The following is a 9,732-nucleotide window of genomic DNA, read 5'->3' as shown; positions in this document are numbered from 1 at the left end:
GTTCTCTTGGCGGTGGGGGGCGCGCGCCGCGCCCCGCCCACCGGGGGGTCGGGGGGGGGGGTGCCGGGGGGCGGCCCGCCCCCCCCCGGCGCCGCGGCGCGCCGATGCCTCGACGGGTGGGGTCACGAGCAGCAGGTACCACCGGCCGGGGTGAGGCTGATCAGCCCCGCCACGCTGGGCAGCGCGCCGGGCTGTTCGGTGAGCGCGGCGATCTGCAGGGCGACTTCCTGGTCGAGGCCGATCTTGTCGGCCGCCGCGCGGACCGCGTCGCTGGTGGACGCCGAGCTGGGCAGCAGGTCCATCGTGGTGGTGGCGAGGGTGATCGGGACGTCGGGGGTGAGCCCGAAGCGGGCGGCGATCTCCCGGGCGGCGTTCTCGGCGACCAGGTTCGAGCTGCACACCCCGGTTTCGGGCAGGTCGAGTTGCACGTCGTCGGCGGCATCGAAGTCGCCGGCCAGGGCGGCGACGATCGAGCGGACCTGCTCGTAGCCGGTGGCCATCAGGAACGTCGGCGCCCGGCCGTAGGACTTCATGCCGACGGCGTAGTAGTTGGGTTCGGGCTGGCCGAGTTCGCGGTAGCCGTGCGGGCTGACGGTGCCGCAGGAGTGGACGTTGGGGTCGATCAGGTCGGCCAGGGTGCGGGTGCAGCCGAGGATAGGGTCGAGATCTAGCCGCAGCTCGGTCGCGATGCTGTGGTCCGGGCGGAAGCCGGTGGCGGAGACGACCCGGTCGCCGGTCAGGGTGCGCCCGTCGGCGGCGACTAGCTCGATCCCGCCGTCGGTGCGGCGGACGGTGTGTACGCCGAACCCGGTGATCAGGGTGATCTTGCCGGTGTCGGCCAGGGTGCGCAGGCCGCTGCCGAGGGCGCCGCGGGCGGGCAGTTCGTCGCCGTCTTCGCCGCCGAAGGCGCGGCTGGCGGAGCCGCCGCGTACGGCCCAGGTGATCCGGGTGCCGGGTGCGGTTTCGGCGAGGCGGGCGAGGTTGAGCAGGGTGTTGGCGGCTGAGTGCCCGGAGCCGACGACGACGGTGTGCAGCCCGGCGTGGGCGTCGAGGTCGGCGCCCAGGACGTCGGGCAGCGCGTGGTCGATCAGGTCGGCCGTCTCGGGTTCGCCGTGGGCGCTCAGGCCGTTGACGCCGAGCGGGTTGGGGGTGCGCCAGGTCCCGGACGCGTCGATGATCGCGGACGCGGTGATCTCGGTGCCGTCGGCCAGGCGGATCACGAACGGCAGGTCGGCCCGCCCGGCCGTACGGACCCGGTCGGCGCCGACCCGGCTGATTGCGGTCACCCGGGCGCCCAGGCGCAGGTGTTCGGCGATCGCGGGCAGCTTGGCCAGGGGCTGCAGGTAGTGCTCGACCAGCTCACCGCCGGTGGGCAGGTCGTCGTCATCGGGTGCGGCCCAGCCGGCGGCGTCGAGCAGGCGGCGGCCGGCCGAGTCGATGTCATAGCGCCACGGGCTGAACAAGCCGATGTGCGCCCACTGCCGCACGGACGCGCCGACCTGGTCGCCGGCCTCCAGGACGACGAAGGGCAGGCCCTGCTCGTGCAGGTGCGCGGCGGCGGCCAGCCCGACCGGCCCGGCCCCGATCACCGCGACCGGCAGGTCGCTGCCGCCGTGGGTGGGAACCGGCACGGGCCGCGCGGACGGGGTGGGCAGCAGTTGCAGCATCCCGGTCATCGCGGTGCCGGTGACGGCGGGGTTGGTGACAGCGGACGGGGAGCAGCAGGCGTCAGCCGGCGCGTCGCTGGCCTGGACGCTCGGCCCGCAGCAGCCGGCGCCGTCGGCGACGGCTTCGGCCTTGGCGGCGGGGGCGCAGCAGGAATCGGCCGCGGTGGCGGCTTCGGCCGTGCCGCAGCACGGCTCCTGACCGGCGGCCGGGACGCTGCCGGGAAGGTCGTTACTCATGGCAGAACTCCTCGATGGGCACGAATGAGACGGCGTCCGGACGGCTCCTGCTGGAGCTCCGAGGCAGATTCGATGATAGTCGGATCCGATGGATGTCGAAGTCACAGTTGCATGCGGGTTCGATGAGTGTCAAGCTCGACCCATGTCGAACCCGTCCGTGTCACCCGTTGTCGTCGCCGGCCTCGAGGAGGGTGTGTGTTGCCCGCCGATGGCGCAGGAGCGCATCCCGGCGCAGGTGGCCGGCGGGCTGGCGCGGGCGTTCAAGGCCCTGGGGGATCCGATCCGGTTGCAGCTGATGTCGATGATCGCGTCCGCGCCGGGCGGGGAGATCTGCGTCTGCGATCTGACCCCGGCGTTCACGATTTCCGAGACCACCGTCTCGCATCACCTGAAAGTGCTGCGCGAGACCGGCCTGGTCGATGCCGAGCGCCGGGCGAGCTGGGTCTACTACCGGGCCCGGCCCGCGATGATGAACCAGCTCGCCGCGCTGCTGACGATCACTGAGCCGGCAACCGTCTGAACTGTCGGGCAGCCCGCGCCGGATCATTGCCTTGACTCCGGCAGGAAGCTCAGTGATTATTGAGTCAATGAACGGCGACTCTTCCTCTCTGCGGGCGCGGGCCCGGCTACACGCCGCGCTGGGTGACCCGGCCCGGCTCGCGATCGTCGACGCGCTGACTCTCGGCGACGCCTCGCCGGGTGAGATCGGCCGAGACCTGGGTATGCCGACCAACCTGGTCGCCCATCACTTGAAGGTGCTGCAGGACGCTGGGCTGCTGGTGCGGACCCGCTCGGAGGGTGACCGGCGCCGCACCTACCTGCGATTGCAGCCCGACGCGCTGGCCTCGCTGACCCCGCCGCCACTGCAAGGCGCCGAGCGGGTGGTGTTCGTCTGCACCCACAACTCGGCCCGCTCGCAGCTGGCCGCGGCGTTGTGGCGCGACCGGGTCGGCGGGCCGGTCGCCTCCGCAGGCACCCAGCCCGCCGCCCGGGTGCATCCCCGCGCGGTGAAGGTCGCCCACCGCCACGGCCTGAGCATCGACGCGACCGGCACCGCGCACGTCGACGACGTCGTGCACGACGGGGACCTGGTCATCGCGGTCTGCGACAACGCCCACGAAGACCTCGCCGGCGAAGTCCGGCCCGCGCTGCACTGGTCGGTTCCGGATCCGATCCGGGTGAACACCGACGCCGCGTTTGAGGCCGCCTACACCGACCTCGCCGGCCGCATCGACCGCATCGCACCTTTGGCCCAGCACGCGCCCAGCCCGACCTGACCGTTACCCCGCCCGAACGACCGGATGTGCGGTGCAATCGACACCGCAGCACCCGGCGCTTTGCCCTGTCCGCGCCAGATTCAGACCGGAGTCCCGCTGCCATGCCCGCACCCGCCTTGTGGCGCCGCCTGCTCGCCGAGTTCGTCGGCACCGCGCTGCTCGTGACCGCCGTCGTCGGCTCCGGCATCATGGCCACGACTTTGTCGCCGCACGACGTCGGCCTGCAACTGCTCGAGAATTCGGTCGCTACCGCGTTCGCGCTCGGCGCGCTGATCCTGACGTTCGGGCCGGTCTCGGGTGCGCATTTCAACCCGGTCGTGTCGGCCGCCGACTGGTTCCTCGGCCGCCGCACCCGCACGGCCTGAAAGGCACCGACCTCGCCGCATACACCCTCGCCCAGATCCTGGGGGCGATCGGCGGGTCGATCCTGGCGAACCTGATGTTCGCCCTGCACCCGGTCACCTTCTCCACCAAAGACCGGGCCGCCGGGCACCTGTGGATCGGCGAGGTCGTCGCCACCGCCGGCCTGCTGCTGCTGATCTTCGCCCTGGCCCGATCCGGCCGCGCGAGCGTGGCCCCGGCGGCGGTCGGCGCGTACATCGGTGGCGCCTACTGGTTCACCAGCAGCACCAGCTTCGCCAACCCGGCCGTCACCATCGGCCGCATGTTCACCGACACCTTCGCCGGGATCGCCCCGGCGTCGGTGCCCGGGTTCATCATCGCCCAGATCATCGGGCTCCTCATCGGTGTCGGCCTGCTCGCCGCGCTCTACCCAGCCGTCGCAGCGACCGCCGATCACGTCATGGTCGAGCACGACGCCTCCGCCGAACCCGCCCGTGCCCGCTGACCCGCTTCACCTCACATCGGAAAAGGATCACGTCATGAGTGACAAGCCCAGAGTCCTGTTCGTCTGCGTGCACAACGCCGGCCGGTCCCAGATGGCCGCCGGCTGGCTACGCCACCTCGCCGGCGACGCCGTCGAGGTCCGCTCCGCCGGGTCCGCCCCGGCCGACACTGTCAACCCGGCCGCGGTCGAGGCGATGCGCGAGGTCGGCATCGACATCGCCGACCAGAAACCCAAAATCCTTCAGTACGAGGTCGCGCAGGACTCCGACGTCATCATCACCATGGGCTACGGGGACGCCTGCCCGGTCTTCCCCGGAAAACGCTACGAGGACTGGAAACTCGACGACCCCGCCGGCCAGGGCGTCGAGGCCCTTCGCCCGATCCGCGACGAGATCAAGGGCCGGATCGAGGCGCTACTGGCCGATTTGATCCCGGCCAGCAAATCCTGAAACCGGGCTACGCTGCGAGGCTCGACGCCGGCCGTGTCATCGCCGCCATCGGCGTCTGTCGTGAGGTCATCGGGCAGGGCTGCCGAATCTGATGCGGTTCCCGTCGGGGTCGGTCGCGACGAACTCCCGCAAGCCGTAGTCGGTGTCCGCGACCGGGCCGATCCCCGCGACGTCCTGATCGTGGAGCCGCTTCCACAGCCGGCGGGCGTCGCCGACGTGCACGAAACACTCACCCGGCGAGAACGCCGCGCCCGGCTGGGAGAAGTGCAGTTCCGCGTTCCCGCTATTGAGCAGCAGGTATCCCGGGTAACGGTCGGTCTCGGTGAAGGCGAACCTAGTCCAGTACGCGGCGGTGCGGTCGAGGTCGGCGCTGGGCAGGATCGGGATGGCCGTCCGCGCCTCTTCGGCCCCCAGCGAGTGGGTGCGTGACCTGAGCCGTCGCAGCACGTTTGCCAGCGTCATCGCAGGTAGCCGGCGTACGAGGGTGAAGGAAACGGCGGGCCGTGCCGCCCACAGGGCGCACCCGGTGCACACGAACACCCCCGGGGTGACCCCCAGCTCGGCCACCTCCCGGGCGGGGAACGCCCTCCCGCAGCAGCCGCAGAGGCGGGTCCGGTCGGTACCGGTCGCCGTCATGGGATCACCCTCCTCAACGCCGCAGCCAGCGCCGTCACGTCGGGCAACCCGGCCAGCGCACCAGCCTCGGTCCGGTAGACCCGACAGGTCAAGCCCACCGGTTCACCACCGGCGTCGAACAGATCGACGCCGTCGACGGTGAACGTCGGCGAACCCGCGAAACCCGTCGCGACGGCGTCGGCATCGCTGCTGACCGCCACGAAGGTGATCTCCCTCGCCCGGAACCCGACAAGATCCATCGCCGCCCGCAGCCGCTCGCCCGCTTCCCGCCAATTAGGGCAGTCCGGCGAGTACAGAACCACCGCCGTCAGGCCAGCCATCTTCGCCACTCCCGTCGACACAGGCGATCAAAGCGGGTGGACGGCACCCGGCCGGCCACCCGCTGATTGTCCCGCGCCCCCGGCCCCGAGGCGATGCCGCCAGCTGCGACCCACGAACCCCTGACATCAAACTCAAAGAGTATTGACTCAATAGTTACTGACCTATCTAATGGGGGCGACACTGTCGTCGTCCTCACGGAGGCCACCATGACCGACCTCGCACCGGCCCAGGAACACCCTGACCTGTCCATCGACCAGCAGCTCGCGCTGCGCACGGCGGCGACGAACCTGGGCCGTCAGTTCGGCGATATCTACGGCGCCGAGACCATCGAACGGTTTCTGATCTCCAGCTACGACCAGTTCGCCGGCACCAGCACCATCCCGAACTTCCTGCCGCTGCTGGCCGAACGCTTCGCCCGCCAGCGCCTCGACGCCCTCGCCCGCGTCGAAGGCCATCACCGCGACGGCAAACCCGTCGTGCTGTTCCTGTGCACCCACAACGCCGGCCGCTCCCAGATGGCCCTCGGCTTCTTCACCCACTACGCCGGGGACCGGGCGGTCGCCTGGTCCGGCGGCAGCGAACCCGGCAACCAGATCAACCCGGCCGCTATAGCGGCGATGGCCGAACGCGGCATCGACATCACCGGCGAATACCCGAAACCGTGGACCGACGAGATCGTCCGCGCCGCCGACCTGGTCATCACCATGGGCTGCGGCGACGCCTGCCCGATCTTCCCCGGCACCCGCTACGAGAACTGGGACCTGCCCGACCCCGCCGGCCTCGAAGTCGCCGACGTCCGGCCGATCCGCGACGACCTCGAACGCCGCGTGCACGCCCTGCTCGACCAGCTCGCCATCCCCGCCACCTGAAAAGGACTTTGTTGTGCGTCTGCTCGTCATCGGCGGCAGCGACGCCGGCATCAGCGCCGGCCTCGCCGCCCGCGAACACGACCCCACCACCGACGTCACCCTGCTGGTCGCCGACACCTACCCCAACTTCAGCATCTGCGGCATCCCGTACCACCTGTCCGGCGACGTCCCCGACTGGCACCGCCTCGCCCACCGCACCCGCACCGACCTCGAGGCAGCCGGCCTGAACCTGCTGCTCAACCACCGCGTTACCGCCGTCGACCCGCAGGCGCACACCGTGACCGCCGGCACTGCCACCCACGGCTACGACAAGCTGATCATCGGCACCGGGGCGCTACCCGCCGTCCCGCCGATCAACGGCCTCGACCAGCTCGGCTGGACCGACGGCGTCCACGTCCTGCACTCGATGGGCGACATGTTCGACGTCCAGAATTCGCTCCTGCAGCGCCAGGCCCGCGCGGCGGTCATCATCGGCGCCGGCTACATCGGCCTGGAGATGGCCGAAGCCTTGACCACCCGCGGCCTGCACGTCACCGTGCTGGAACAACTCGACCAGGTCATGCCCACCATCGACCCGGAACTCGCCGCCCACCTGGAACACCACCTCACCGAGCGTGGCGTGAGCGTGCACACCGGCACCAAGGCGCAAGCCATCCGCACCAATGACGACCGGCTCGCCGTCGACACCGACAACGGCACCCACGACGCCGACATTGTCCTGGTCGTCACCGGTGTGCGGCCCGACACCAGCCTCGCCGCTGCTGCCGGCGCCGAACTCGGTGCCCGAGGCGCGATCGCCGTCGACCGGCAGATGCGCACCAACCTGCCCGACGTGTACGCCGCCGGAGACTGCGCCCAGACCTGGCACCGGCTCCTGGACCAGCACGTCTACCTACCGCTGGGCAGCACCGCCCACAAACAGGGCCGCATCGCCGCCCTCAACGCCACCGGCGCCAACGCCACCGGCGCCAACGCCGTCTTCGCCGGATCCCTGGGCACCCAGGCCGTCAAAGTGTTCGACCTCGTCGCCGCCGGCACCGGCCTGCGCGACACCACCGCACGCCAGGCCGGGTACGACCCGATCACCATCGACACCGTCGCCGACGACCACAAGGCCTACTACCCAGGCGCCACACCCATCCGCCTCCGGATCACCGGCGACCGCAGCACCGGCCGGCTCCTCGGCGCACAACTACTCGGCCACCACGGCGCGGAAATCGCCAAACGCGTCGACACCTACGCCACCGCGATCAGCTACCGCGCCACCGTCGACGACATCGCCGACCTCGACCTCTCCTACACCCCACCGCTCGGCAGCCCGTGGGACGCCACCCAGATAGCCACGACCGCCTGGCAACGGCTCGCGAACCCCTGACGCGGCGAGGGCCCGCTGTGCACCGGAACGACATCCGGACAGGTCCGAACACCACCGGGAGAACCCGAGCCACCCTCCTGGTCACGTTCCTCGTGCTGATCATCATTGCCCAGTTCGTGCTCTTCCTCGCCGTCTACCATCCACAGCACCCCGACTGCGCGAGCATCCCGAGCCAGCCGGCCAGCACAAAGCCGTGACTGAACCTGTACCTCTGCCGTGCCACCACCGGGCTGCGTACCGACCCGAATCGCCGGCCCGGCAGCTCGACACGAAGACCAGAACCTTTCCAGATTCAAGAACTCTCGGTCCCGCACGGGGCGTACATGATCACGGCGACACCGATCAGGCAGATGGCGGCCCCGACGAGGTCCCACCGGTCGGGCCGGTACCTGTCGACGACCGTGCCCCACGCGAGGGAACCGGCGACGAAGATGCCGCCGTAAGCGGCGAGGATCCGCCCGAAGTCCGGGCTGGGTTGCAGGCACGCAACGAACCCGTACGCCCCCAACGCGATGATTCCCGCGGCGATCCACCACAGACCGCGGTGCTCGCGCCAGCCCTGCCAGATCAGCCAGGCCCCGCCGATGTCGGCCAGCGCGGCCAGCACGAACAACGCCAGCGAACGAGCCACGATCATGACCGCAACGCTATCCAGCCGTAGTCGCTGCCGGCTCTCACGTGGTGCCGCAGGCGCAATCGCCGCCCGAGCAGCCAGTGCGGTGGCGCCGGCGGCCAGCCCACCAGAGAGCGCCCGCCGAAGCAGCGAGCACCACGGCGAGGCCGGGCATCCACGCCCCGGCGACCGTCCAGCCTGCACCCGAGAGCACGCCCGCGGCCAGCAGAACCGGCAGCGTGCAGCACGCTGCGCAGGCCAGGCCGGCAAGGCCGGCGAGGCCGGGCGGCAGAAGCTTCCGGACCCGGTCAGCGGGGGTCGGCATCCGGGGCTCCTATGGTGATGGCGGCGAACGGGATCGGGCAGCACGGCTGTCCGGCGCATGTGATCAGGTCGTCGCAGCCGGCCTCGGTGGCGGCCCGCAGGTTGTCGGCGATCACGCGCAGGTCGGCGATCTTCGCCTCGACCTCGGCGAGTTTGGCCCGCGCTCGGATCTGCAACCCGGCGTCCGGGCGCTGATGCGGATGGCGGCCGGCGGCGAGCAGGTCCGCGACCTCGTCCAGGGTGAATCCGAGCCGCTGAGCCGCCTTGATCACCTTCAGGACGGTCACCGCCTCGGCCGGGTAGAGCCGGTGACCGCCGAGACTGCGCTGCGGTTCGGCCAGCAGCCCGCGGCGTTCGTAATAGCGCAGCGTCTGCCGATTGACCCCGGCCGCGTCGGCGACTTGGCTGCTGCGCAGCCCGGTCACGCCCGGATCCCCGCGACGGCCCGCTCGCCGAGGGCGTCCAGGACATCGCGATGCTCGGCCGGCACCTCGACATCCAGCCACAATGCCTCGCCATCCGGATGGAAGGTGAAGGTGAAGAACGAGCAACACCTGCTCTCACGGCTGGTCAGCTCCCGCGCCGTCGCCTCGGCCGCGGGATCAAGGTCCCAGCGCAGCAGCGTGGCCGACAGCTTCTGCTGGCCGCGCAACGACGTGGCGAACAGGTCGTCGAACGCAGCCAGGCGCAACGGCCGCCCGGCAGTCGGCAAAGTGCACGACTCAGGAACCCACGCAAGATCCTCGGTACTGGTCATTCCTCGACGGTAAGCCTGTACCCAGGTACCGGATACAAGTCCGGGCCCACAGCTCGGCAGACCATACAGCCTCTGATGAATACAGCGAATGATGTACTGTCCGGAGTATGGAGACCGCGACCCATGGCCAGGTCCTGGCCCGCTTCGGCCACGCCCTGTCGGATGCCACCCGGGCCCGGCTGCTGCTCGCCCTGCGCGACGCGCCCGGCTACCCGGCCGAGCTGGCTGACCTGCTCGGCGTCACCCGGCAGAACCTGTCCAACCACCTCGCCTGCCTGCGCGGCTGCGGCCTGGTCGTGGCCCGCCCCGCGGGACGGCGGCGCCCCGACGGACTATCAGCTGAGAGGATAAGGGACACCCG

15 protein-coding genes are annotated in these 9,732 nt (G+C 70.7%); 8 read left to right on the top strand and 7 right to left on the bottom strand.

Going from position 1 to position 9,732, the window contains the following annotated elements; all coding sequences use genetic code 11:
- Positions 1 to 122: 122 nt before the first annotated feature.
- The gene (locus AB0M88_RS17355; protein ID WP_364102417.1) at positions 123 to 1,904 is read right to left on the bottom strand and encodes an FAD-dependent oxidoreductase; all 1,782 of its coding nucleotides are present in this window, start codon (positions 1,902 to 1,904) and stop codon (positions 123 to 125) included.
- A gap of 142 nt (positions 1,905 to 2,046) precedes the next feature.
- Between AB0M88_RS17355 and AB0M88_RS17350 the strand changes: the two genes are divergently transcribed.
- From AB0M88_RS17350 to AB0M88_RS17330, 5 genes are all read left to right on the top strand, one after another.
- Positions 2,047 to 2,424 (top strand): metalloregulator ArsR/SmtB family transcription factor, encoded by a 378-nt coding sequence (locus AB0M88_RS17350; protein ID WP_364102414.1) that lies wholly within the window; start codon positions 2,047 to 2,049, stop codon positions 2,422 to 2,424.
- Positions 2,425 to 2,491: 67 nt separating this feature from the next.
- The gene (locus tag AB0M88_RS17345; RefSeq protein WP_364102411.1) at positions 2,492 to 3,181 is read left to right on the top strand and encodes a helix-turn-helix domain-containing protein; all 690 of its coding nucleotides are present in this window, start codon (positions 2,492 to 2,494) and stop codon (positions 3,179 to 3,181) included.
- 101 nt (positions 3,182 to 3,282) lie between these two features.
- Positions 3,283 to 3,546 (top strand): aquaporin, encoded by a 264-nt coding sequence (locus AB0M88_RS17340; RefSeq protein WP_364102408.1) that lies wholly within the window; start codon positions 3,283 to 3,285, stop codon positions 3,544 to 3,546.
- Between the two features lie 74 nt (positions 3,547 to 3,620).
- Entirely contained in the window at positions 3,621 to 4,028 is a 408-nt protein-coding gene (locus AB0M88_RS17335; RefSeq protein WP_364102405.1) for a hypothetical protein, read from the top strand.
- 34 nt (positions 4,029 to 4,062) lie between these two features.
- Positions 4,063 to 4,476, top strand: a complete 414-nt coding sequence (locus AB0M88_RS17330; protein WP_364102402.1) for an arsenate reductase ArsC — start codon at positions 4,063 to 4,065, stop codon at positions 4,474 to 4,476.
- A 66-nt stretch (positions 4,477 to 4,542) separates the two neighbouring features.
- On the opposite strand, the gene AB0M88_RS17325 is transcribed toward AB0M88_RS17330, so the two are convergent.
- Both AB0M88_RS17325 and AB0M88_RS17320 read right to left on the bottom strand, forming a co-directional pair.
- Positions 4,543 to 5,112 carry a VOC family protein gene (locus tag AB0M88_RS17325; protein WP_364102399.1) on the bottom strand — a complete coding sequence of 190 codons (570 nt, stop codon included), beginning with the start codon at positions 5,110 to 5,112 and terminating at the stop codon, positions 4,543 to 4,545.
- Positions 5,109 to 5,432, bottom strand: a complete 324-nt coding sequence (locus AB0M88_RS17320; RefSeq protein ID WP_364102396.1) for a hypothetical protein — start codon at positions 5,430 to 5,432, stop codon at positions 5,109 to 5,111. Before AB0M88_RS17320 ends, AB0M88_RS17325 begins: the two co-directional genes overlap by 4 nt.
- A gap of 207 nt (positions 5,433 to 5,639) precedes the next feature.
- Here AB0M88_RS17320 and AB0M88_RS17315 point away from each other — a divergent pair, with 207 nt between their 5' ends.
- Both AB0M88_RS17315 and AB0M88_RS17310 read left to right on the top strand, forming a co-directional pair.
- Positions 5,640 to 6,302, top strand: a complete 663-nt coding sequence (locus AB0M88_RS17315; RefSeq protein WP_364102393.1) for an arsenate reductase ArsC — start codon at positions 5,640 to 5,642, stop codon at positions 6,300 to 6,302.
- A gap of 13 nt (positions 6,303 to 6,315) precedes the next feature.
- Complete coding sequence (locus tag AB0M88_RS17310) at positions 6,316 to 7,677, top strand: FAD-dependent oxidoreductase (RefSeq protein ID WP_364102390.1); 1,362 nt, start codon at positions 6,316 to 6,318, stop codon at positions 7,675 to 7,677.
- Positions 7,678 to 7,969: 292 nt separating this feature from the next.
- Here the strand turns inward: AB0M88_RS17310 and AB0M88_RS17305 are convergent, their stop codons facing one another.
- The 4 genes from AB0M88_RS17305 to AB0M88_RS17290 are packed head-to-tail and all read right to left on the bottom strand — an operon-like array spanning position 7,970 to position 9,371.
- On the bottom strand, positions 7,970 to 8,314 hold the full coding sequence (locus tag AB0M88_RS17305; RefSeq protein WP_364102387.1) for a YnfA family protein: 345 nt from the start codon (positions 8,312 to 8,314) through the stop codon (positions 7,970 to 7,972).
- 37 nt (positions 8,315 to 8,351) lie between these two features.
- The gene (locus tag AB0M88_RS17300; protein WP_364102385.1) at positions 8,352 to 8,615 is read right to left on the bottom strand and encodes a hypothetical protein; all 264 of its coding nucleotides are present in this window, start codon (positions 8,613 to 8,615) and stop codon (positions 8,352 to 8,354) included.
- Positions 8,599 to 9,039, bottom strand: coding sequence for a MerR family transcriptional regulator (locus AB0M88_RS17295; protein ID WP_364102382.1), 441 nt, complete (start codon positions 9,037 to 9,039; stop codon positions 8,599 to 8,601). Before AB0M88_RS17295 ends, AB0M88_RS17300 begins: the two co-directional genes overlap by 17 nt.
- Positions 9,036 to 9,371 carry a hypothetical protein gene (locus AB0M88_RS17290; RefSeq protein ID WP_364102379.1) on the bottom strand — a complete coding sequence of 112 codons (336 nt, stop codon included), beginning with the start codon at positions 9,369 to 9,371 and terminating at the stop codon, positions 9,036 to 9,038. Before AB0M88_RS17290 ends, AB0M88_RS17295 begins: the two co-directional genes overlap by 4 nt.
- Positions 9,372 to 9,478: 107 nt before the next feature.
- On the opposite strand from AB0M88_RS17290, the gene AB0M88_RS17285 reads away from it, so the two are divergent.
- On the top strand, positions 9,479 to 9,732 hold a 254-nt coding region (locus tag AB0M88_RS17285), incomplete at its 3' end, for a metalloregulator ArsR/SmtB family transcription factor (protein ID WP_364102376.1).

The sequence above is a fragment of the Actinoplanes sp. NPDC051411 genome, from assembly GCF_040682075.1.
In the GTDB taxonomy this organism is placed as follows: Bacteria; Actinomycetota; Actinomycetes; order Mycobacteriales; family Micromonosporaceae; genus Actinoplanes.
Note: the sequence above shows the minus strand (reverse complement) of the source record. Positions and strands in the feature narration are given on the sequence as shown.

Bases quoted from the DNA above. Each gene is read 5' to 3' on its own strand.
- AB0M88_RS17355 (WP_364102417.1), bottom strand. From the start codon at position 1,904: ATGAGTAACGACCTTCCCGGCAGCGTCCCGGCCGCCGGTCAGGAGCCG.
- AB0M88_RS17350 (WP_364102414.1), top strand. From the start codon at position 2,047: ATGTCGAACCCGTCCGTGTCACCCGTTGTCGTCGCCGGCCTCGAGGAG.
- AB0M88_RS17345 (WP_364102411.1), top strand. From the start codon at position 2,492: ATGAACGGCGACTCTTCCTCTCTGCGGGCGCGGGCCCGGCTACACGCC.
- AB0M88_RS17340 (WP_364102408.1), top strand. From the start codon at position 3,283: ATGCCCGCACCCGCCTTGTGGCGCCGCCTGCTCGCCGAGTTCGTCGGC.
- AB0M88_RS17335 (WP_364102405.1), top strand. From the start codon at position 3,621: ATGTTCGCCCTGCACCCGGTCACCTTCTCCACCAAAGACCGGGCCGCC.
- AB0M88_RS17330 (WP_364102402.1), top strand. From the start codon at position 4,063: ATGAGTGACAAGCCCAGAGTCCTGTTCGTCTGCGTGCACAACGCCGGC.
- AB0M88_RS17325 (WP_364102399.1), bottom strand. From the start codon at position 5,112: ATGACGGCGACCGGTACCGACCGGACCCGCCTCTGCGGCTGCTGCGGG.
- AB0M88_RS17320 (WP_364102396.1), bottom strand. From the start codon at position 5,432: ATGGCTGGCCTGACGGCGGTGGTTCTGTACTCGCCGGACTGCCCTAAT.
- AB0M88_RS17315 (WP_364102393.1), top strand. From the start codon at position 5,640: ATGACCGACCTCGCACCGGCCCAGGAACACCCTGACCTGTCCATCGAC.
- AB0M88_RS17305 (WP_364102387.1), bottom strand. From the start codon at position 8,314: ATGATCGTGGCTCGTTCGCTGGCGTTGTTCGTGCTGGCCGCGCTGGCC.
- AB0M88_RS17300 (WP_364102385.1), bottom strand. From the start codon at position 8,615: ATGCCGACCCCCGCTGACCGGGTCCGGAAGCTTCTGCCGCCCGGCCTC.
- AB0M88_RS17290 (WP_364102379.1), bottom strand. From the start codon at position 9,371: ATGACCAGTACCGAGGATCTTGCGTGGGTTCCTGAGTCGTGCACTTTG.